The sequence below is a fragment of the uncultured Campylobacter sp. genome (assembly GCF_938002845.1).
Lineage (GTDB): Bacteria > Campylobacterota > Campylobacteria > Campylobacterales > Campylobacteraceae > Campylobacter_B.
On sequence record NZ_CALKZP010000050.1, the window covers coordinates 1 to 22,590 of the forward strand.

Sequence of the window (22,590 nt, forward strand, 5' to 3'; positions counted from 1 at the left end):
CGCCGAATTTATTCGCGCAAAGCCCCATCTGCTCGTCAAATATCGCCTGCGCCGCCGCGTTAAATTGCTTCGCCTGCGCCGAAGCCGCAGCCAGCGCGCCTAGTTTTAGAAAATCTCGTCTTTTCATGATTCTGCCTTAAATTTAAATTTGGTGGTTGATTTGGTTTAAATTTAGCGGGATTTATGAGGTTGAACTTTGCATCGTTTGCCTTTTATCGTATTACGCGACCTCGCGTCTTAGCGGTGATTTTACGAAATTTAGGCTTAATTTGCCATTTATCTATGGCGTCGCGATGGAATTCTATTAGAGCTAAGCACTAGATAAATTCCGCCGCGACTATTTGGGTCAAAAGTTATACGTAAGGCTTAGATTGAAGGTGCGCGGATCGCCGTAGATCATTCGATTAGAACCAATACCCTCAAAATAGCGCTTATCGGTTATGTTATCGACGTTTAGCTGCACATCTAGGTTTTTACTCGCTTTGTAGCCTAGCATTACGTTTGCAATCGTGTAAGCTTTCTGCTCGATCCTGCCGTATGGCGAGTCGGAATAAATCTTTGAGCGATACATCGCGCCTGCGCCGATTCTAAATGTGCCGATCTCATATTTTGCAAAAAGATTTGCGCTGGTGCGGGAGGAGTCGCTGGCGTAAATATTGCCGTCAGCGTCTTTGGCTTTGTAGTGCGCTAGCCCCATGCTTAGGCTTAGCGCATCGGTGATTTTACCGTTTACATCCGCTTCAAAGCCCCTGCTGGTTACTCCGCGACCCTGCCTGTAAGCGTAGGAATTTGTGCCCGTGATATACTCGTCGGTGCGGATGCCGAGCTTATCTTGGATGATCTTAAAAACGCCCAGGCTTGCTTGCAGATCGCCGTCAAAATACTCGCCTTTGATGCCCGCTTCGTAGTCCTTGCCTTGGATGGGATCAAGATATTTATTGTTTTTGTCCTTGTAGGTTTGAGGTTTAAAAATACTCGTATAACTTGCATAAAGGGTATGATGATCGTCTAAATCATAGGTGATCCCTGCATATGGAGTAATTTCGCGGGTAAAATTTCTATTATCTGCTCCACCTGTAATTTTATATTTATAGTAACTCATCCGCGTTCCTAATAAGAGCTTTAAATCCTCGGTGATTGAGAGTTTATTCGCGGCATAAATTGCTTTTTGAATAGTTCGATCGGCATTATTTTGATCTACATACGGTAAGCGTGGATCTTCAATATGAAGGTCGTTAAAATTTATTCTAGTACGCGCGGCATAAGCAAGGCCTGCTGGAGTATTTCGGTTATTCCAGTAGCTACTTACGTTATCAGATCCTTTTTTGTAAAGATTATACATCACACCAAATACAAATTCATGATCTTGTTCGAAAAATTCATAAGGGATATTCACATAGGCGTCGATATTGTGGATATTCTCTTCGCGCTTGTTAGCATAAACGCTAAGATCGGCGACGTTTCCGATGCCGCCAGGGCCTACCCTGCCGCCATAATAGAGCAAATTTGAATCGGTATGAGCGCGACGAAACGAATAACTCAAGCTTAAACTCGCCTCGTTTGAGAAATATTGTTTAAAATCGGCATAAAAATCAAGCGTAGAGATGTCGTATCGCGTCCAAGGCTGAGAGAAAATTTTGTTTTTGCCGAAGTGCGTGCGCGTGCCGTCCGATTTAAACGCGGGCATTCCGCCCCAGCGTGTGCCATGTCGGCGTAGAGTCTGATAAAATGAGCCAAAGCTCAGCCTTGAATCGTCCGTTACATCGATATCTAATACGCCATAAACGGCAGTATTGCGACGATTGTAATAGTCCATATAGGAGTGCGATCGTTCATGCATAAACGCTAGGCGTCCGCGCACCGAACCGCTTTGATTGAGCGGGCTTTGCACATCGGTTTTAAGCCCGTATTTGTCGTATGAGCCGCCGTTTAGACTTATATAACCTTTTGGGATGGTGGAATCTGCGTGCTTGCGGATAAAATTTAAACTCGCGGCGGGATTTCCCGCGCCCGCCAATAATCCGTTCGCACCCTTTACTACCTCAACGCGCTCATATGGCAGTAAATTTAAATCGTTCGCCCCGAGGCTAAAACCTCCGAAGCTAGGCATCGAATCAAGCAGATAATAATCTATGCTAAATCCGCGCGCCGTAGGATAGAGCCTCTCATCCATACGCCCGCTCGTAATGCCCGCGATATTTCGCATCAGCACCTGATAATCGGTTATCCCCATATCTTTTAGCTTGGCTTCGGTCACCACGGTAAGAGACTGGGGTGTTTCTCTTGCCGTAAGATCGAGCCTGGTGGTACTTTTAACGAGCTTTCTAGCCTCATAATCTCTGTCGTCGCGACGGAGCTTTTGGGTATCTTGCACTTCTATGGTGCCTAAGTCCTCCGGGGTGCTCGCAGTGGCGTTATTTTCCGCATAAAGCGAAGTTAGCATATTTAATGCGACTACGAGCGAAAGAGATACTTTCTTCATAACTTTCTCCTTTTAGAATTTCTATTTTTTAGGGTTATGTAAAATCCGCAAATGCTTAAAAATAGGGGCGCAAGCCCCGCTAAAAACCATATAAGCTTCGTTATTGCGCCGTATGAGCCCGCATGGGCGCGACGAAAGCCGTCTTGAAGTTTGTCCGAAAAATCCGCATCGTTTATAAAGTCTGCTTTTAAAATTTCGCCTGTATCTGATATCGTGATACGGCTCGCGTAAGGGCTTTGAAGCGGGTTTTGCCCCGCCTCGAAGCCGTATACGGTAAAAGCGCCGCCCGGACAGAGCGGAAAGGCGATATAGGTGGAGCGAAATTCTTTAAATTTAACCGCTATCCGCGCTAAAGCTTCATCTAGCGTCGCAAGATTTTGCACCGCTTTCATGCTTACCGCTCCGTTTGATGCCGCGACGGTGGAATTTCGCTCGGTCTTAAAATTCTGCAAGACCGCGCCGCATGGATTTGCGAGCGGCTTGTAAGTTACCGCCCTTAGCTCCCACCATGCTCCGCTTATAGCTATAGCAAACATTACGGGAGTGCTCGCGACTCCGATTAGGCGGTGAGTGCCGCGCATAAAATATATGGCCCGATCTAGCCTCAGCGAGAATAAGTTTTGCCAAAATTTTTTGTAGATAAAAAAGCCGCTAATGCCGATAAGTAGCGCGCTAAGCCCCACGATACCCGTAAAAATTCTACCGCCGCGACCTAAAAACAGCTCCGCGTGCAGTTTGTTTATCGCGCCGATAAAGCCCTTATCTCGCGGCATGGGCGCGCCTTTAATCTCGCCACTAAAGGCATCTAAGTAAATTATGATCCGCTTTTGCAGTTTCTGAGAGGAAAGTCTGATTTTATCGGTCTTTAAAGGATCTTGCGCGATGCTCCAGCCCATGATCGCATACTCTTTAAATTTGGAATTTATCTCGGATTGCAGGGTACTAAATTTCATTCTAACGGGGAATTTCGCTATGCTTTCTTGCGTCCTAAACACCTTGTCTTTTAGCAAAACTTCATTGATCTGCTCCGCGTAAACTAAAACCGAGCCGCTTGCGGATACGATTATAAGGGGTATGCAAAATATCAAAGATAGCCACAAATGAAATTTGCGCGAGATTTTGTGAAAGGATTTAGACAAAATTTTCCTTTTTTTGAAAATTATTTTAATTAGGATGGCGTGATTTTAGTGAAAATTGTATTAAAGCATCTTGAAAGTCGTTATAATTTTATAGCTAAAATTTTACGGCGTAAAATTTGCTTGAATGATTTATCTATAGAAATTTTAAAAGCTATTTTAAAATTTTAAGAGCCGAGCGAATATTAAAATTTTCGCGCACAGGAGAGTTTAAATTTAAAGCAAATTTCGGATTTTAAAATTTCAATATCACGCAGGGTCGTGTTTGGGTTGCAGGCGTGGACGATCAACGACTCAAGCGGCTTGCAAATTCCGCACTCGCCAAAAAAAACTCTGCGTTGCAGCGATTTAAATCCTTTATCGCGAAATTTGCAATTACGCGATTAAAAGAATTTACCGATAAGCGCATATCCCCACAGCGCGGCGTTGAGAAATAGGCTCATCATCACGGCGGTGCTTGCGGTGTCTTTGGCGCCCTTGGCTAGCGGGTGGATTTCGCTCGTGGCAAGATCGACCGCGCGCTCAATAGCGGAGTTTACACACTCGGTTACGAGCGTAAAGACTGCGCCGAAGATCAAAAATAGATTTAGTACTGCGCCGAAATTCCAAAAAAATAGCGATAGCAGAAGCGGCACGAACACGAAAAGCTCGAGCCTAAAGCTACGCTCGCTGCGCAGCATCTCGGCAAGACCCGCCATAGCGTAGCCCCAGTTGGCAAAAAATCGGTATTTGGGCTGATTACGCATAATTTTCCTTTAAATTTAGTCAAAATTTCGTATAATCATACCAAAATTTTTAGGCCAAAGGCTAAATTTGAAACTGATTAGTTGGAACGTAAACGGGCTGCGCGCAGTACTCGGCAAAGACGGCTTTGCGTGGCTCGCGGAGCAAAATCCCGATTTTTTGGGCTTGCAAGAGATCAAGGTGAGCGAAAAGGACGCTCCGAAAGGGCTTTATGAGCTCGGATTTTCTCAGATCGATCTAAATTCCGCCGCTCGCGCGGGATATTCGGGCGTGGCGAGCCTAGCGAAATTTAAAAGCGAGACGAACAAGGCGCTGTTTTTCCCCGACGACGAAGGGCGCGTGCTGCAGCACCGCTTCGGCGATATCGTGCTTTTTAATATCTACTTTCCCAACGGCCAAAAGGACGAGGCGCGCCTAGCCTACAAGATGGAATTTTATGCAAAATTCCTAGCCTACGCGCGCAGCCTCGCGGAGCAGGGGCTCGGGGTGATATTTTGCGGCGACGTAAATACCGCGCACCGCGAGATCGATCTTGCAAATCCAAAAGCAAACTCCAAAACCTCGGGCTTTTTGCCGATCGAGCGGGCGTGGCTCGATGAGGTGGAGGCGGCGGGCTTCGTCGATACCTTCCGTGCCGTGCGCGGCGAGCTGCGGGACGCCTACTCGTGGTGGAGCTACCGCTTTAACGCGCGCGCCAAAAACGTAGGCTGGCGGATCGATTATTTTTTCATCTCGGCAAATTTGCGCTCGCGGCTAAAGGACGCTTTCATCCTAAGCGACGTGATGGGCAGCGACCACTGCCCCGTGGGCATCGAGATCGAAATTTAGCCGGGGCAAATTTCGCGGCGCGAGCTTTGATCTTGCGCGGCTCGTGGATAAGGTGTGCGTAGCGGCGCGAGCTAATGCGCGGATTTAAAGAGGCGGTGCGTAAACGCTGTGCGATAAAATTTTAAATTTAAGGAGAGAAAATGTTGAGCGATATCGAAATAGCAAATGCGGCGAAGCCGGATAAAATTTCAAACGTTGCGAAAAATTTGGGGCTTAGCGAGGATGAGATCGAGCTGTACGGCCACTACAAAGCCAAGCTAAATATCAAGCTGCGCTCGCGCGCTTCGAAGCTTATTTTGGTCACGGCGACCAATCCGACGCCGTTTGGCGAGGGCAAGACTACGACCTCTATCGGTCTAGCCGACGCGCTAAAACGCCTGGGTAAAAGCGTCTGCCTTGCGCTACGCGAGCCGTCGCTGGGGCCGGTTTTTGGTATCAAAGGCGGAGCTGCGGGCGGCGGGTATTCGCAGCTGGTGCCGATGGACGATCTAAATTTACACTTCAACGGCGATTTTCACGCGATTACCTCTGCGAATAACCTCATTTCGGCGGTCATCGACAACTCGCTGTATCAAGAAAACCCGCTAAAGATCGAGAAAATTCTATGGAAGCGCTGCATGGATATGAACGATCGCGCGCTGCGCCACATCACCGTAGGACAGGGCGGGCGCACCGACGGAGTACAGCGCGAGGACGGCTTTAATATCACCGCAGCTAGCGAGATAATGGCGGTACTGTGCCTCTCAAACGATCTTGCCGAGCTTAAGGAAAACATCGCAAACATCATGGTCGCCTACGATACGCAGGGAGAGCCGATATATGTGCGCGATCTGGGCTGCGCGGATGCCGTGGCGATCCTGCTAAAAGACGCGATGAAGCCTAATCTCATCCAAAGCCTTGAGCACACGCCCGCGCTCGTGCACGGAGGACCCTTTGCAAATATAGCGCACGGCTGCAACTCAATAATAGCGAGCAAGTTAGCTCTAAGTCTTGCCGATTACGCCGTGACGGAGGCGGGCTTTGGAAGCGAACTGGGGGCTGAAAAATTTATCGACATCAAGTGTCGCCGCGCAGGTATCGCTCCGGATGCCGCGGTGTTAGTCAGCACGATCCGCTCGCTTAAATACAACGGCGGCGCTGATAAAGAAAATATCGCGAGCCCAGGTCTGCCCGCGCTTCAAAGAGGCATCGTAAATTTAGGCGGGCATATTGAAATTTTACAAAACTTCGGGCTAAATCCGGTCGTGGCGCTTAATCGCTTTAGCTTCGATAGCGACGAGGAGATCGCTTTCGTGCGCGAGTACTGCAAGCAGCGCGGCGTGCAGATGGCGATTTGCGAAAATTTCGCCAAAGGAGGCGAAGGCGCGCTTGAGCTAGCCCGCCTCGTCATAGATGAGTGCGAGCGCGCTAAGGAGCTAAAATTCGCCTACGAGCTTAGCGACGATACGGCGAGCAAGATCGAAAAGATCGCTACTAAAATTTACGGCGCGAGCGAGGTGGTTTTCGAGCCTGAGGCGCAAAAGGCGCTGCAACACATCAAGGCTTTGGGACTTGAGCGGCTAAACGTCTGCATCGCAAAGACGCAGTATAGCTTCAGCGACGACGCTAAGGCGCTTGGGCGCGCGCGCGGCTTTAAGCTTAGTGTCAAGGACCTTCAGATTCGCACGGGAGCGGGCTTCATCGTCGCCGTCTGCGGTAAGATAATGCTGATGCCGGGGCTGCCGAAGGTTCCTAACGCGCTAAATATGAGGATCACGGACAATGGCGTTATAAGCGGGCTAGCATGAAATTTTATTTTCGGCGCTCAAAACCAAAGCCGAAAATTCCGCGCTTGGGCGGTAAAATTTAGCTGCGAGCTTCGGCGACGATAAATTTTGCTTGCAGGTTGCGGCGAGTTTATCGAGCCCCGGTTTTAGTGCGCTAGGTTTTGATTAATCGGGTTTCGGCGCGCCGAGTTCGGCCTGCAAAATTTTATTAAATTTCGCGCAAGATCTACGCAGAAATTCGGCGCGAAACTTGCGCGGGTTTGGCATTTGAAATTTCGCCCGCAAAATTCTGCGCAAAAACTGGGCGCAAGATTTTAAACCGAGCCGCCCGCGAGCTTGCGAACTCACCGCGGCGAGATTTAAAATTTCATAATGCATAAGCTCGCCGTGAAATTCAAAATTTCACGCGACTGCGCACAGTGTCATGTGTCGCTACGAGATTCTAAATTTCATGTCGAGCGCACCGTCAAATTAATCCGTCGGTCGTGCAGCAGATCGCCGCACGGTCTAAAATTCGCGCTTGCGCCGCGACATACGCCGCCGCAAGTTAAATTATGTGGCATCGCAAGCTAAATTTTACGCTCGTGCGATCAGTCATGTTGGTGGAGGTTTGCGGCGCCCAGATTAAATTTTACACACTGCCGTGTAGCGCCTGCAGTGGGCACGGATGCTTGATCCGTTCTGCTTGCAAATGCAGGAGTGTTATAACCGCGCGACATCGTAGAGCTAAATTTTACGAGTCGATGCGTCGCGGTATGAAATTCTATGCCGAAGCTGCCCACTGCGACTAAATTTGTGCGACGACTATATGCCGCTGCACGCTTGTAAATTAAATTGCACTTTATGCACCCGTCGCCTGATTGTCGCGCGGGGTTGAAATTTGCGTGCCGCTGCTTGTCATAAAATTTAGATCGCTGCGCGTCGCGCCATAGCTGTCGTAAAATTTTAAATTTCATGCCGTACGCACGAGTTAGCCGTGAAATTTAAAATTTTATGCAGGCGTTAAATTTGCTTCGCGTTACGCTGTGTCGTACATCTTCGCGAGCCAAATTATACGCTGCTGCGGAATTAAAGTCTTGCATGCCCGCTGCTACCACTCGGGCGCCGCATGCCTGGCGGCTCCGTTTTGCGATCCGTTCGCGCCGTATTTGTTGCGATCAGTTACGCGCGTCGCCGCGCCGCAGTGCGAGATTCCGCGTCGAGCTATATTTTAGAGCTTTGATTTGCAGCGAGATTTTACGGCGCGCAATGGTGTTAAATTCTATCCTGCGTGAGATTTTGGAATTTTAAAATTCCCTTTCGCGGTATAATTGTATGAAATGCAAAATTTGCAGGATTTTAATAAAGAAATTTTAAAATTTATGCGGCGCGGCTTTGCGGCGCGTCTGCAAGAAAGGAGCGATCATGGACAAGCTAGATAAAGAGGAGCTTGCAGAGGCGTTTATCGCTAGGCTCAAAGCCTTAGCGCGTAGCGGTGGCGCCGATCTGCGTGAGCTTGATCGCGAGTTTTATGGATTTAGCGTGAGGCTTGGCGTGCGTTATGACTTTGCCGGCAAGTTTAGCGTCTCGCAGATAAGTGGCGGCGAGCGCGCTCAGCTGCATTTCGCTGACGTCGCGCAGTTCGAAGCTCATGCGCGCGAGTGCCTACGCGCGGCAAGCACTGATGCGGAACTAAGCGAGGCCTTTATGCTACGCCTGCGTGCAGATCCCCAAAAAGCTGCTACGAATGCGGATCAGATCATAAAATTTCACGATTTTAAGCCCTTTAGCGTTCAGCTGCGTTGCGAGCATTGCGGCGGATCGGGCAGGAGACGCTGCAAAGCCTGCGAAGGTGCGGGCAAGACGCCGTGCGCTAACTGCGGCGGGCGCGGACGCTTGATCTGCCCCGCTTGCAAGGGCGCCGGTGGCTATAGCCGTGCGGCATTAAGCTCTACGGACGCTCACGTGCGCAGCCTTTCTAGAAGCGATTCTGCAGGCTCTGCGTCAAATTCTATGGGCTATCGCTTCATCCCCTGCGCTAGCTGCGGCGGTAGCGGCTCGCGCATTTGTCCCGTTTGCGGCGGCGCAGGCAGATTGCGCTGCGAAAAGTGCGGCGGTGCGGGCGATTTTCGCTGCGAGCACTGCGATGGGCGCGGGTATTTCACTCGCACTGGCAAAGTATCCGTTTATGCCCGCCCAAGCGTCAGCATAGGCGCTAGCTCGCAGGTTTTCGGGCGCGAGCTGCTGGAGTTTTTATGCAGCAAGGGCGTAGGTTTTGCAGCACGCAGACTTTTGTTTCGTCTAAGCTCGCTGCGAGCGGTGCAGGGCGGCTGCGAAGCGGTATTTAGCGCGGAGGATGATTTTTTGCGCTTGAGTTTTGCCGTCTGCGGCAAGGCTTACGATGCGGCGTGCTTCGGCGGCGTGACATTCGTAAGGCCCAGCTTTTTTGACGAAGTTTTTGCGCCGGAGCTTGCGGCGGTACGCAGCGCGCCCGCTAGGCTAGGGCGGGACGATGCGCAAAGCCTTTTTGCGTTATTTCGCGCGAAGCCTGCGCTGGATGCGGCGATGCGCCTAGCTAGTGCTAAGCTGCGCGGCGAGACGCTAGATCTCGAGCAGTTGCGCGGCTCGGACGGACATTTTAACTCTGTAAATTCTACTTGCGGCACGGCCGATTGCGATGCTTTGAGCCTTGCAAAAGACGCTTCTCGCAAAGAAAATCTCGAGGGTGGCGCGAGCGTAAAATTTGCGGGCACGAAATTCGCGAGCGCTTCGGCAAATTCTATGGGCGCGGAAGATAATCGCTTGGGGTTGCGCGGAGAGCAAGGCAGGTTCGCAGGAGGAGTGAGCGGTGGCATAAAATTTTCAGGGGCAGATTTTTTGGAAGGTGGAGAGAATTCTGCCGGCGATTTTGAGGCTAGGCAGCAAAGCGACGAAGCTCTCGCGCAGAATAGACCTAATTTTGCCGGCTTGCAAGAGGGCTTAATCAGCACTTCTGATCGCGCCGCGGAGGATCTTTACGAATTACGCGGCGAGCGAGATTATCGAGATTTAAGCGCCTTGGGTGCTGAAAATTCCACAAATTCCATAGACTCCGCCGCGATAAATTCTGCAAATTCCAAAAATCTCGCCGCTGCAAAATTTAAAAATCGCGCGAATACGCAAAGCCCTGCCTCGTCAAATTCTAAAATTTCGCCTTTTGCCCGATTAAAGAAATTAATTTTCCCGCATTCTTTGCGCGAGGATTGCGCGCAGAGTTTTGCCGCAGCGATTATGCGCGTTTGTGAGGGCTTTATTTCGCAGCAATGCGCTCGCGATTTGGGCAGCGCGATGGCTGGAGCGCTTGGCGTGCTAAGTCCGCGATATGACCGCGCGGTGTGGTGCATAGGCGGAGGCGCGCTTATTGCAGCGGCTGCGCTGGCGTGCGAGGGCTGCTTCGAGATGATCTTTGCGGAGCATTATTTTTGGGCACTTGCATGCGGCGTGGCAATCGCTGCTGCGGGGCTGTTAGGCGGAGGAGTGCTGTGGCTGGCAAGCGCAGTGCGGTGCGCTGTAAAAGCTCGTAAAATTCCGCGAGAGTATCGCTGTGGCAGAGGCGGCGCGGCGTTTACTCGCTTTTGCAAAGCTCTGCTCTGCGTCGTTTTAGCTAGCGCAATCTACGGAGGCGCGGCAAATACGGGCTACACACCAAAAACCGGCGCAGCAGGGCTACTGCAAGGGTGGATGCCTACATTTTTTGAGGACGAAAATTCCGCTTCCGCGAGTGATGGCGTAAATTCTGCAGACGAAAATTCTACTAGTGCAAGCTCTAGCGGCTCTGAAAGCCCTGCTTTAAATTTCGCTTCCGGGGCGGCTAAGGATTCCGCTGCGATGCAAAAGGATAAAATTTTATATATCCAAAAAAGTATCGGAGTGAGGCAGGACGGGATTTTTGGCGCACGCACGCTAAAAAAGGCGAGAGAGGTTTTGGATCAAAATCTAAGCGGCGTCGATGAAATTTACGAGGCTCTAAAAAGCAAAGAGCGGGCGAGAACGAACCCGAACTCTAGCAATCAAACTGCGCCTTAACGATAAATCCGCGTCTTAGGCTTGGCGGGCGATCTTAAAAAATCAAAAAGGACTAAAATGAAAAATAAAATTTTAATTCTAGCGCTTATCGCGACGCTTGCTGCAAATTTCGCGCTAGCCGAAAATTTTGAAATCACCGCAGACGATATAAGCCGGGCTACAAAATCCTGTGATAAGGGCGATATGAAGTTGTGCGGGGCGTTGGCGCAGATTTATAATTATGGCTGGGGCGTGCCGCAAGATCTGCTAAAGGCTGCGCCGTTATACGTCAAAGCTTGCAAAGGCGGCGATGTGGAGTCGTGCGTAAATTTAGGCATTTTGTATCAAAGCGGAGAGGGGATGCCGCGCGATGAGGCGAAGGCGGCGGAGCTGTTCGACAAAGCCTGCGATGACGGGCACGCGATAGGCTGCAGTAACGCAGGCTCTGCGTATATCAAAGGCAGAGGCGTGCGCAAAGACGCTATAAAGGGCGTAGGTTACTATGTGCGCGGTTGCGATATGGATATCGCGGATAGCTGGCTTGCGTGCTTAAATTTAGCGCGTCTTTACGAGGGCATAGATAATGTTAAAGCCGTAGAATACTACAAAAAGGCCTGCGAGCTGGGCGGCAAGGATAGATTTATGAGCTCGGTAGCGGAGCATGAAAGGGCATGGCAAAGCTCATGCGAAAGCTACGAAAGGCTTAAATAGCCCGCAAATCTATGCTTTGAAGCAGACTCTCGCGTTCGCCGTGGCTACGGAGCAAGAACCCTAGCGGATTTCGCATAAATAGCGCAAATCTAAATATCAAGTATCCTGTAGGAGCGGAAACATAACGGCGCAAGCTCTTAGCGGGCTCGTATTTTAGGAGACAAAATCATGACGCTAGTGCTGATCCGCCATGTTACGCCGCTAATCGATCGCGGCGTATGCGACGCCGCAGAAGCGGCACGGCGCGTAATCCTGTACGATACTACGCAAAGCTTAGCTTTGTGGCAAACCGATAAATTTAAAAGCAGCGCCGCATACGAAAAGCTTGCCCGTATAAGCCGAGTATATTCCTCGCCGCTGCCGCGCGCCGCGCTTACGGCACAAAAGCTATTCCCGCAGCGGAGCATAGAGTATCTAGAGGCTTTGTGCGAGTTTAATCTACGAATATTCCCCGTGCCGCTAATAAAAATGCCGTTTGATTGCCGGCTCGTGCTCTCGCGCCTGCTGTGGCTGTGCGGCATAAACCCTAGCGGCGCAAGCGCGAAAGAGGAACGGCGGCGCGTGCTTGATCTGGTGCCGTCGCTGCTAGAAGCGGACACGGCGGTGATCGCGCACGGCTTCGTGCTGCGCGTAATACGTCGTAGTGCGCGGCGGGCAGGCTACCGCTTGATATACCGCTTTTGCGAGGGCTGCTTTTGCGTAGAAATTTGGCAGCGCGCCGTGTAGAGATACTTCTCTGCGCGAAATTTTGAAATTTTGCGTTTTGTAAATTTTAAATTTAATGCGCCGTTTGGCAGCTGTCGCGAGACGGCGAAATTTTATAATGTAATAGGCGCCGCTTTTTGAATGCGGATAGCCCGCCGCCGCGAAGTAAAATTTAAACCATACGGCGCGAGCGAGGTCGTTTTCGAGCCCGAGGCGCAAAAGGCGCTACAGCACATCAAGGCTTTGGGGCTTGAGCGGCTAAACGTCTGCATCGCAAAGACGCAGTATAGCTTCAGCGACGATGCTAAGGCGCTCGGGCGAGCGCGCGGCTTTAAACTCAGCGTCAAAGACCTTCAGATCCGCACGGGAGCAGGCTTCATCGTCGCCGTCTGCGGCAAGATAATGCTTATGCCGGGGCTACCGAAGGTACCTAACGCGCTAAATATGAAGATCACTAGCGATGGCGTAATAAGCGGGCTGGCGTGATTTGAAATTTTATTTTTTGCGCCTCCATTTTTTTGCGCGCCCGCCTTGGGGTTTAAGCTTAGCTTACCGGCCTAGTCGCGATTTAAGCTTAGCATTCGTAGGCACTCAGATGAGAGCGGAGTAGAGTTACCGATTTGCAAAATTTGGCTGAATTTGCTCGCTTGCGGATAAATTTTAAGCACGGGATTTTGCGGATCGGCTTTGATTTTTAAAAACAGAGGCGAATTTGACGAGAATTTGACGTAGGTTCGCCTTTTAAAATTTGAGATTTTTACGTCAAATTTAGGGGAAAATAGACGTAACGTATTTCGGCGTTTTTATTGATCAAATTTGCTTAGGCAAGCCAAAAATCCTGCGCGAAACAGAGCTAAATTTTAACCTTCTCCCACGTCTCAATCTCGCCTGCAACCTCCTCAAAAACGCCTGCGATTTCTATATTTTTTACGCTTAAATTTCGCTCGTAAACTACTCTGTCGCGCGTTTTTAGCTTCTTTTGTAAAAAGGCGAATTCATACTCGATCTGACCGCGAGCGACGCTGATTTTAGCCAAATTTCGCGCGTCAAATTCGCCCACCTTCGCGGCGTCAAATTTATACCCGCGAGCGCAGCCCTCCTCATAAACTTCCGCTAGATACGCATTTATCGCCTCTAGCGCGTTTTCATGCGCGTAAAAGCGGTCGAGCTGCGGGTGATTTTTGTAGCCCTTAGTAAGCCCAGCCAGCACGTTTTTAGCTAGCAGCGCCTCGCGCCACAGCGCCACGAGCCCCTTTGCGTCGAGATATTTAAAGCTTATCGTCCAAAGTCTCATTTTCGTCTTTCGTTAAATTTCGTCGTCAAATTCGGCGCGCTTTGCGCCGCAGCCTGAGCGGCGATAAATTCGCGTCTTGAATTTGGCCGCGCCCTAGATTAGAGGCTAAATTTTACCTCGCCGCGCCTCTAAATTTCCCGCTCATTGCAGCTTGCCTCTGCATAGCACGGGGATCTTTTCTACGATCTCGCCGCCGCTAACGAGATAGGCGAACTCGTGTAAATTTACGACGGGGCAGATGTGGTTCGGATAAATTTCGAGCCGATCGCCCACGCGCACGGCGTCTCGCAGCGCTCTGTCGTAGATGATCGCATGCTCGTCGTAAACGCCATTTATCCACACATCCGTGCCCTTTATGCGCCCGAGCCCGGGCGTTGCCGTAAAACCCTCGGTGCGCCTTTGCTGCGTGAGCCCCTTGGCACCGACGTCGGTAATGATGCGATCCGCCGTAGGTCTGCTGATGACGGTCGTAAGGATGCTCGCTGCGTTCATTGAATAATCGCCGTACGCCTGCGCCTGCGAGGCGTCCATAAAGATATATGTGCCCGGGCGGATCTCGGTGACGCCCTTTAAAATTTCAAAATCATTGATGAGCGAGGGCGTCGAGCCGATACTAACGACGCGTGCGGGCAGAGCCAGCTCGCGCGCGATATCCGCAAACTCCAGCGTGCGGCGCTGCGCGGTTAGATGGATGCGCTCGCATTCGCTTTTGCAGACGGCCTTGTAGGAGTGGCCGTCGTGGGAGAATACGCCGCGGAATTCGATATTTTTGCAGCCTTTTAGAAATTTTATAAACGCTGCGAAATCCTGCTTTTCTACGAAGCCCGAGCGATTTTCGCCCACTTCGATCTCGGCAAGCACGCAGGCCTTCGTGCCACTGCGCTCAAAGGCGCGCTCTATCAGGTGCGCCTGCTCTATGCTGTCGACGCCGAAGCTTAAGTTTATCCCCGCGCGCAAAAGCGCGACGATGCGCTGAAATTTTAGCTCGCCCACGATCTCGTTTGCGATAAATATATCTTTCAGCCCGTTTGCCGCCATGATCTCGGCTTCGCCCGTTTTGGCGACCGTGATGCCCGCAGCGCCGAGACTTTCTTGCAGCTTCGCGAAATAGGGCATTTTGTGCGTTTTGGTGTGTGGGCGCAGGCTCACGCCCGCGGCGTCTGCGTAGTTTTGCATCTTTTGCAGGTTGCGAAGCACGATTTCGCGATCAATCAGCAGCGCCGGCGTGTCGATCTCTGATACCATCATAAGCTCACCTCCTCGTTAAATTTACGAAATTAATACAGCCGCGCTTAGTAGCTGCGCCCGTTTTACGGCGGCGAAATTTTAAAATTTAGCGCCGCTTTCGAAGGGCAAAATTTATCTATCGCCTGCAAAAAGCGGAATTTGCGCGCTTCTCGCAAAATATGGAATTTGCGCGCCGTAAATTTGTCGCTGCTTGCGAAATAGCGGTTTGCTCGCTGCAAATCGGCGCCCTTCGCGAAGCGCCTGAATTTAGCGAGCAAATTTGCGTTTTCTTGCCGCAACAAAGCAGCGCCGGCAAAAGCAATAACGCGCGGCACATGAAAAAATCAAAATAAAATTCTAAAATGCACCGAGTAAAAATCAATACGCGCGCCGTGCCGCTAGGTTCACGGAATTTTCGGCTCCGCTTCACGCAGTTTTATTCCTCGCGCGCCTGTTTTTGCTTGCGGCGCATATTCGCATTAAATTTTTCGGCAAGCGATCCGGCGGACTAGCCGTTTTGCGCTGCTGTCTCTGTTTCCGCGCCGCCGCTCGCATTTTTTTGATAAATCTCGTTTGCACCGCCGCCCGCGTTTTTTGCTAAAGCTCGTTTTGCGCCGCGCGCTGCACATCGCTGCCTATTTTCACGCCGCCGCTCGTTTTAGCAGCGGCACTTAATTTTAGTGCGCCTCGCGATTTGCTATTTTTTGTCCTGAAGCACCTTGTCGCGCCATTTTGAGTTTGCTTTGTTGTCGGTCGCTACATCCTTGGATATTTCGGCCGCCGCTTCGAAATTTTTACTCACGCCCTCTTTGGAATTCTCGTATTTTAGGGCGTTTTCGCTTCTGATACCGATGCTTTGCGCCTCATTCGCGGCGTCGATATTAGCGCCTAAAAAGATAAACTCCCAGTCGTATTTTTCCTGCTTGTCGCTAATCATCTTTTTGATCTGCGCTTTGGAGTATTCGCGGCTTGAGTTCTCCATCCCGTCGGTGATGATGACGAAAAGCACGCGATTGTTTTTGGCATAGATGTCAGGCACGCGCTCGATACGCGCTATCGTGCTGCCAACGGCGTCCAGTAGCGCGGTATTGCCGCCGGCGTAGTACTCCTTGGACGTTAGGTTTTCGACCTTCTTAAGCGGCGTGCGGTCGTGGATGACATTAAATTTCGTATCGAAAAGCACGGTCGTGACGCTGGCGTCGATGCCCTCTTTGCGCTCCTTTTCTATCATCGAGTTAAATCCACCGATCGTATCGCTCTCAAGCCCGCTCATCGAGCCCGATTTGTCTAAGATCAGCACCAATTCTAGGTGATTTACGCCGTCTTTATGATCGGGCGGCGTGGCGAGCTCTACGCTTTTGGCAAACAATATGCCCGCAAGTGCGGCAACAAGAAAGATGATTTTTTTCATAGGGGCTCCTTTGTTAAAATTTCATTATTTTACTATTGTATCGCTTAATCAATGAAATTTTATCGCTAAAGCTTCTCCGCACGCCTCTGCTGGGTAAATTTTAATACGAAATTTTGTCGTGGAATTTTAACGTATCCTTGCGCATGGCGCCGCAAAATTCCGCGCGATATAGAATTATGCGCGGCGCAGAATTTCGCCGCGAAATTTTAAGACGCAGAATTTTATACAGCGCGAAATTCTGCGTGCAAATTTTATGCAGCACGGAATTTTATGGCGCAAAATTCCACGTGGCATGGAATTTATGGAATTTGCGCCGCCGCAAAATCAGGCCTCTGCAGATCTGCTCCGTTTCGCGCTGAGGTAGCTTCCGATCTCGCTTATCAAAACGCCCGCGAGGATGAGCGCCGCGCCTAAAATTTGCATCACGCTTAGCCTCTCGCCGCCCACGAATACGCCCATAATGCCCGCCGTTACGGGTTCGAGCGTGAAAAACAGAGCGGTTTTTACGGGCGTCGTGTATTTTTGCATCAAAGCCTGCGCAAAAAAGCCAAAAACCGTTCCCAGCAGGCAGATCACCGCCATCGCGACAAAAAAGCTTCTATCCATCACCGGCATGATGCTGACTCTTTCAAAAAAGATCGCCGCAAAGCAGCAAAGCACGCTTAGGCAGAGTATCTGTACGTAGGCGATGCCCGCTACGTCGCAGCTTTGCACGAAGCGGTTGGTCAGCACGATGTGAAACGAATACGCGCACGCGCAGACTAGCGCCAGCACTTCGCCCTTGCCGAGCCCAAGCTGCGTATCGCCGATGAGATAGAGCCCAGCGATCGCAAGCGCGATGCCAGCGTAGGCGTAGGAGTAAATTTTATGCCTAAACAGCGCTGCGGCGATGAAGGGCACGAGCGCGACGTTTAGGCCGATGATGAACGCCACGGAGGAGCTTTGCGCAAATTTAAAGGCGAAGGTCTGCGACGTAAAACCCGCGAATAAAAACAGGCTAAGCACTGCGCCGTGCTTGATCTCGCGCGAAGTTATGGCCTTGAGCTTTGGGAAAAATATCGCGCCTGCGATGATGCTTGCGGCGAAAAAGCGCCAAAATAGTAGCACGAAGACGTTGTTGCTCGTAAGTGCCTGCGAGGTGGGCAGATACCCGAGTCCAAAAGCGATCGCTACGAAGAGCATTCCGATGTCGGCTCTAAATTCCAAACTTTTATTCATCTGCGTCCTTTTTGAAAATTTAAAGTCGTAATTTTACGAAATTTTAGGTAAAAAATAGGCTAAATTTTGGCGGAGCGATTTGGAATTTAGGATTTTAAAATCGCGAGTTAAATTTTAAGTACCCGGCTCGTCTTTTGGGGTTTGCGCCAGGCTCATCTTTTTTGGGCTTACGGGCACTTGCGTTGGGCTCATTTTTTTGGGTTTGCGCGCACTTGTTCGCGCGACCATTGTGTCGCTTCGCTACGCGTAAATTTTACGGCTACTACTCGCGCGATCATTGCGCCGCGTGGATAAATTTAAAATTTAATCGCCCGCGCCCTCTTTGTCGTTTTTTAGAATTTCTATGTTTGCGCGCTCATTCGCGCCTTTTAAGCTTATAGTTTTTTTGAGCGCGGATTTAAGGGGAGTTTTCGCCTCTTTTGTTTTCATCATCTTATAGCGCCTCTTTCTTATCTCTGCTTCGATAAATTTTATATCTTGCTGTGCGTATGGGAATGAGAGCGTAAAATTTTTGCTGCTTTGCCCGTCTTTTATTTTTAAAATCGGCATCTCGCCCTTCATCCCTTTTTCCATAAGGGCATTTTCTATATCGATCTTTGTGCTAAATTTAAACGGCAAACATTCCCATTCTCTCCTTATACTGCGGCTGTCTATGATGATCCCTTTTTCGGTTAATAGCCATAGCGATATAAGTATCAAAACAATGCCCATCGCGATCACGAGTGCGGTCTCGTCGCCACTTCTGTGTAAGAAGCCGTCTATACATAAAGGGTCGTTTGCGTCAAAGCATGTAACTTTACCTTTACCTTTTATCCTTTTTATCCAGGGCTCGTCAAACGCCACTATCGACCCCCAAGATAAAAGGAATATGACGAGCGTAAATTTGGCTACAGGGCTAGGCGGTATGAGCCAGGCGCCATTTTGCACGGTTTTATAAGAAGCGCTGCTTTTAAACAGAAAGTTTTTTAAACCGCAAAGTACAAATAGCACTACATTTGCAAAAAGCACAAAATATAAAAGCCTCATGCGGCTCCTTTCATTGCGGATATTTTACGACGATATATTTAAATTTAGGCATTTCGCTCGACCGCTTCGACTTTTGAAATTTCAGCGAGCTTTTCTAATATAAAATTTTGCAAAAAATCTATATCCTTTTGTGCATACAAATATCCCGCCCCGAATTTAACGCCGCTAATTTTGCCTCGTATGCTGATTATTTTTACGCCTCTTATAAACCCTACGGCGTAGCTCATCTCGTCAAAGTTTATCCTTTCCGTATGCCTAAACGGCAGAACTTCCCATTCTTTGCAGATGCCGCTTTTATCTATTCTAATTCCTTTTTGAATTAGCACGATAAATGAAAAAATTATGGCGCAGACAGATATGATTTTGCCGAGTATTAGCCTGGGTCCGCTTATTTGCAGATATCCATCCACACATCTGGGATCGCCTTCTTCGAAGCATCTTAAATTTATGCCTGCCGCTTTGTATTCCTGCGAACAAATTTTATCGTGGGTGTAAAAGCAGGGTATCGGCTCGCCGTTATGTTTTGCTACGTGCGAGCTGGATAGAGTGACTACGCCGAAGCTTAGGAATATTATAAACATCTGCATTTTTAAAAGCGGATCGGTGGAGATAAACAGAGTTCCGTGATCTACGGTTTTGAATGATCTGTTTTTATCAAGCAATGAAACAAGAAGGCAAAAGCCTATCGTAACATAAAGGATTATCGAAGCAAACTCGACTACACTTTGCGACATAATAATGACCTTGTTTTTGGATTACGCAAGCTCGCGTCTTTGGCAATTTTAGCGCAAAATTTCTAAATTTACGAGATTTTTAGCACGCTTTACGAAAGGGGCGCGTTAATTAAAGCTTTACTTTACCAGCGTGATTTTGCCGCGCGAAAGGCGGATTAAATTTTTAGCTTTTAGATCTTGCAGCACGCGGTTTATGGCATTGCGCAAGGTGCCTAGGCGCTTTTGTGATGCCATAACGCGCCTTAAATTTCGTAGTCTAAATCTTAATGATAATTATCTAAATATTTAAAATCGCACAATATAATTGCGAACCTCAATCAAATAAAGATTAAATTTATCTCGCAAGGATCTACAATGAGCTCGCTTTTGAAGCGCAATAAAATTTTATTTAACATCCATCTTATTTTGTCGATCGTTTTTTCTATCCCGCTGCTTGTCATAGGCGTTACGGGCGCGATTTTGTCGTATCAGCACGAGTTTGAGGCGCTAATAAACGCGGGCTCTAAAAAGATCGAAAAAACGGGCGAAATGCAAAGCGTGGAAAAAATTCTGCAAAGCTTTAGCGAGCAAACGGGCGTTAAACAGCCCATAAGGCTCGTCGTGCCCAAAAGCGCTGACGAAGCCTTCGTCATTTACGCAAACAGAAATGATGCATATCTGGTCGATCCGTACACCGCGCAGATCATCGGCAAGGATCGCGGCACGGGCTTTGTGCTAACGGTGATGGCGTTGCATCGAAATTTAGGCCTAGCGCTAAGCGGCAACAAAACCGCGGCCGAGATCGGCAAACAGATCGTAGGCGCGAGCGCCGTGGCGATGATACTTCTCGTAATAAGCGGCGTATGGCTGCATTTCCCAAGGCTTAGGCGTAAATTTATCGAGGCGATAAAGCCAAATTTTAAACTCAAAAAATACGCTCTTTTTTACAATCTACACACGAGCCTGGGTACTCTAAGCGCGGTAGTTTACCTTCTCATCTGTTTGACCGGGCTTAACTGGTCGTATAGCTGGTATAACGATGCCGTGATGAAGCTTTTTGTAAGCTCGCAAAATTTACCGCAAGCTAGCGCGCCTAAAGCCGCCGCTTCTAAAGATCACGCCGTCGCACCTGCTAAGGAGGAGGGCAAAAAGCCCGCTACGTATAAATTCAGCGACGCGCAGAGGGCTTATGAGATATTCAGATCAAGTGGCATAGAGTATAAAGAATTTACCCTAATGCTCGCGGCGTCAGATAAGATCGACGTCAGGTATTATGAGCCAGATGCGCCAGCCACCGCGCGTCCAAAAGGCGCGAGCGTGAAGCTAAAGGAGGGCAAAGTCGCGCAGCAGAAGCAGACGGAGGGTATCACCGTGGGCGAGTTTAAAGACGCGAACTATCAGCTTCACACGGGCTATTTTTTCGGGCTCGCGGGTAAAATTTTATGGTCGCTCGTTTCGCTTTGTATGGCGCTTTTTATCTTTAGTGGCTTTTATATGACGGTAAAAAGGGCGTTTAAGTCAGAAAAGCTCGGCTAAATTTTACTTTGGCGATAGAGGTGCGACGAGCGGCGCAAGAGAGCCAAATATCTACGAATCATTGAGATGAAATTTGCCGAAGCGGATCAAGAAAAGCCCTGATTTAACGATATTGAGGCATACTAAAATTATCGCGGATTAAGTCTATGTGAGGTATATTGCGGAAAATTTTAGGAGTGAAATTTGAAAACGAGATATTATCTGTGCTTGGCTTTCATCATAATAATATGCGCTTCCGGCATAATATTTTATTCAGCCGAAAAAATTGAAACCGATCCATATGAATGGATATGTAATCTGGATGGCAATCTTACCGATATACAGCTTAAAGATAGAGCGTTAAAGTGTATGCTTAAAGATTGGCACTTTTTTTATAACTTTAATAAAAGAGAATATGATAGACGAATTAAAGCAGTTAAAAAGGAATATGACGATACGGCCAACGAAATCGGCGGCGGCGTAGAGATTCGTTATTCAGAATGCCATAGCGATAAACGCCCCGATGATAAATGCGAATTTTACAAGATAGATAAAAGGCTAAATTTAGATTATCTTATGGATTTGGGCTCAAAAATTTGCAGAAACGGCAAAGCGATACAAGATGCCGAAACCCATATAGATAAAGAAATTTTTAATACCGAAGTCGTGTATCCTTGGGAAGATAAGGAAAGTTTGGTTTTGGAAGATGGTTCTTTAAAGTACGGAATATTTTTTAATTATATCGATGAAGATGACTATAGAGATAGGGAATCCGGGGAAATTATATTAACAGAAAAAATTTTCAATAATTCATTAGAAATTGATAAGAGTTTTGGTTTTGACCATACGGATATTGTATTTGTTATACCGATAAATTCGATATTTTTGAGTCTTTATGCATATATTGAGCCGAGTAATCCAAATTATGATATTTTTTGCCATAGGTATGAACAATATAAAAATAGAATAAAAATTGATGAAGCGAGTTATAAAATAGATGATTTTAAGACGCCTATAGAATATCTACCGCTCCATGTTAATTATAGCTTCCTATTTATAGTAATAGATAAAAATATGAAATTTAGCAAAAGTCTAGAATACGACTTATTGTATGAATATTACTACGATGAAAAAGAGAAAACAATAAAACAAATATCGAATAATGAGCGATAAATGGCGAATATAACTAAATTTTACCTTCGCAGAAAGGGCGGTAAATTTATAAAATTTTACCTCGCTAGCGAAGATGATAAATTTAAATTTACCCGTCGCGTCTGCTTAAAATTTCTTATTTAGCGCTATTTGCCTCTTGCTCCGCGAGTGATCATCAAGGACTGCTCGTAGAAAATTAGCAGCGTTATTGAAACGCCCGTACCGAGCGCCAGCGAGATCGAGATCGTGGCGAGGGCGTTATCGAAAAACGAGATAAGATGAGCGAGTTTATGCTCTGCGCCCGTGGCTCTGATATAAGAAAACAGCGCCAAAACCGCCTTGTAGGCGTAGATGCCGGGGATCATCGGAAGCAGCGCAGGGAAGGCGATGATCTCTGCGGGCACCTTGAGGCGCTTGGCGCAGAGCATTCCCAAAACGCCGATCAGAAACGACGCAAAAAGCGTCGCGGCAGCGATCGAAAAAATTTGGCTTTGAATCAGCAAAAACCTGCATGAATGCGCAACCGCCGCAAGCAGCGCCGAGAAGGCTAGCGTCTTTTTAGGCGGCATGCACGCATACGCAAACCCAAGCCCCGCCGCAGCGGCAAAGCAAGCATCCTTAAATACCAAAAGTGCTATA

General features: G+C 48.6%; 19 protein-coding genes and 1 pseudogene. 9 read left to right on the forward strand and 11 right to left on the reverse strand.

Annotated elements, in window-relative coordinates; translation table 11 throughout:
* Positions 1-346 precede the first annotated feature (346 nt).
* The 3 genes from Q0224_RS07675 to Q0224_RS07685 all read right to left on the reverse strand — a co-directional run bounded on the left by Q0224_RS07675 (position 347) and on the right by Q0224_RS07685 (position 4,364).
* On the reverse strand, positions 347-2,482 hold the full coding sequence (locus tag Q0224_RS07675) for a TonB-dependent siderophore receptor (RefSeq protein ID WP_297950297.1): 2,136 nt from the start codon (positions 2,480-2,482) through the stop codon (positions 347-349).
* A complete protein-coding gene (locus Q0224_RS07680; RefSeq protein ID WP_297950299.1) occupies positions 2,479-3,621 on the reverse strand; it encodes a PepSY domain-containing protein in 1,143 nt (380 codons plus the stop codon). The genes Q0224_RS07675 and Q0224_RS07680 overlap by 4 nt, the downstream gene beginning before the upstream one ends.
* 380 nt (positions 3,622-4,001) lie before the next feature.
* Positions 4,002-4,364 (reverse strand): diacylglycerol kinase, encoded by a 363-nt coding sequence (locus Q0224_RS07685; RefSeq protein WP_297950301.1) that lies wholly within the window; start codon positions 4,362-4,364, stop codon positions 4,002-4,004.
* Between the two features lie 67 nt (positions 4,365-4,431).
* Between Q0224_RS07685 and Q0224_RS07690 the strand changes: the two genes are divergently transcribed.
* Both Q0224_RS07690 and Q0224_RS07695 read left to right on the forward strand, forming a co-directional pair.
* Positions 4,432-5,190: an exodeoxyribonuclease III gene (locus tag Q0224_RS07690; protein ID WP_297950303.1), complete on the forward strand. Its 759-nt coding sequence runs from the start codon at positions 4,432-4,434 to the stop codon at positions 5,188-5,190.
* Positions 5,191-5,330: 140 nt separating this feature from the next.
* Complete coding sequence (locus Q0224_RS07695; protein ID WP_297950305.1) at positions 5,331-6,977, forward strand: formate--tetrahydrofolate ligase; 1,647 nt, start codon at positions 5,331-5,333, stop codon at positions 6,975-6,977.
* Positions 6,978-7,546: 569 nt separating this feature from the next.
* Here Q0224_RS07695 and Q0224_RS07700 read toward each other — a convergent pair.
* Positions 7,547-7,912 carry a hypothetical protein gene (locus tag Q0224_RS07700; RefSeq protein ID WP_297950307.1) on the reverse strand — a complete coding sequence of 122 codons (366 nt, stop codon included), beginning with the start codon at positions 7,910-7,912 and terminating at the stop codon, positions 7,547-7,549.
* A gap of 448 nt (positions 7,913-8,360) precedes the next feature.
* On the opposite strand from Q0224_RS07700, the gene Q0224_RS07705 reads away from it, so the two are divergent.
* The 4 genes and pseudogenes from Q0224_RS07705 to Q0224_RS07720 all read left to right on the forward strand — a co-directional run.
* Positions 8,361-11,000 carry a hypothetical protein gene (locus Q0224_RS07705; RefSeq protein WP_297950309.1) on the forward strand — a complete coding sequence of 880 codons (2,640 nt, stop codon included), beginning with the start codon at positions 8,361-8,363 and terminating at the stop codon, positions 10,998-11,000.
* Between the two features lie 57 nt (positions 11,001-11,057).
* Positions 11,058-11,690 carry a tetratricopeptide repeat protein gene (locus Q0224_RS07710; RefSeq protein WP_297950311.1) on the forward strand — a complete coding sequence of 211 codons (633 nt, stop codon included), beginning with the start codon at positions 11,058-11,060 and terminating at the stop codon, positions 11,688-11,690.
* A 168-nt stretch (positions 11,691-11,858) separates the two neighbouring features.
* Complete coding sequence (locus Q0224_RS07715) at positions 11,859-12,416, forward strand: histidine phosphatase family protein (protein ID WP_297950313.1); 558 nt, start codon at positions 11,859-11,861, stop codon at positions 12,414-12,416.
* Positions 12,417-12,545: 129 nt separating this feature from the next.
* Positions 12,546-12,881, forward strand: a pseudogene (locus Q0224_RS07720) (formate--tetrahydrofolate ligase); the annotation flags it as partial.
* 367 nt (positions 12,882-13,248) lie between these two features.
* Here Q0224_RS07720 and Q0224_RS07725 read toward each other — a convergent pair.
* From Q0224_RS07725 to Q0224_RS07750, 6 genes are all read right to left on the reverse strand, one after another.
* Entirely contained in the window at positions 13,249-13,689 is a 441-nt protein-coding gene (locus tag Q0224_RS07725) for a pyrimidine dimer DNA glycosylase/endonuclease V (protein ID WP_297950315.1), read from the reverse strand.
* Between the two features lie 141 nt (positions 13,690-13,830).
* A complete protein-coding gene (locus tag Q0224_RS07730; RefSeq protein WP_297950317.1) occupies positions 13,831-14,937 on the reverse strand; it encodes an alanine racemase in 1,107 nt (368 codons plus the stop codon).
* Positions 14,938-15,613: 676 nt separating this feature from the next.
* Positions 15,614-16,327: a vWA domain-containing protein gene (locus tag Q0224_RS07735; protein WP_297905175.1), complete on the reverse strand. Its 714-nt coding sequence runs from the start codon at positions 16,325-16,327 to the stop codon at positions 15,614-15,616.
* 324 nt (positions 16,328-16,651) lie between these two features.
* Positions 16,652-17,545 (reverse strand): DMT family transporter, encoded by an 894-nt coding sequence (locus tag Q0224_RS07740; protein WP_297950319.1) that lies wholly within the window; start codon positions 17,543-17,545, stop codon positions 16,652-16,654.
* A gap of 303 nt (positions 17,546-17,848) precedes the next feature.
* A complete protein-coding gene (locus Q0224_RS07745; RefSeq protein WP_297950321.1) occupies positions 17,849-18,571 on the reverse strand; it encodes a hypothetical protein in 723 nt (240 codons plus the stop codon).
* 44 nt (positions 18,572-18,615) lie between these two features.
* On the reverse strand, positions 18,616-19,305 hold the full coding sequence (locus Q0224_RS07750) for a hypothetical protein (protein WP_297950323.1): 690 nt from the start codon (positions 19,303-19,305) through the stop codon (positions 18,616-18,618).
* A gap of 354 nt (positions 19,306-19,659) precedes the next feature.
* On the opposite strand from Q0224_RS07750, the gene Q0224_RS07755 reads away from it, so the two are divergent.
* The 3 genes from Q0224_RS07755 to Q0224_RS07765 all read left to right on the forward strand — a co-directional run bounded on the left by Q0224_RS07755 (position 19,660) and on the right by Q0224_RS07765 (position 22,095).
* Positions 19,660-20,820 carry a PepSY domain-containing protein gene (locus Q0224_RS07755; protein WP_297950325.1) on the forward strand — a complete coding sequence of 387 codons (1,161 nt, stop codon included), beginning with the start codon at positions 19,660-19,662 and terminating at the stop codon, positions 20,818-20,820.
* Between the two features lie 183 nt (positions 20,821-21,003).
* Positions 21,004-21,972 carry a hypothetical protein gene (locus tag Q0224_RS07760; protein WP_297950327.1) on the forward strand — a complete coding sequence of 323 codons (969 nt, stop codon included), beginning with the start codon at positions 21,004-21,006 and terminating at the stop codon, positions 21,970-21,972.
* Positions 21,973-22,095 carry a hypothetical protein gene (locus tag Q0224_RS07765; protein WP_297950329.1) on the forward strand — a complete coding sequence of 41 codons (123 nt, stop codon included), beginning with the start codon at positions 21,973-21,975 and terminating at the stop codon, positions 22,093-22,095.
* A gap of 2 nt (positions 22,096-22,097) precedes the next feature.
* Here Q0224_RS07765 and Q0224_RS07770 read toward each other — a convergent pair whose 3' ends face one another.
* Positions 22,098-22,589, reverse strand: a complete 492-nt coding sequence (locus Q0224_RS07770; RefSeq protein WP_295098183.1) for a threonine/serine exporter family protein — start codon at positions 22,587-22,589, stop codon at positions 22,098-22,100.
* Position 22,590: the final 1 nt, after the last annotated feature.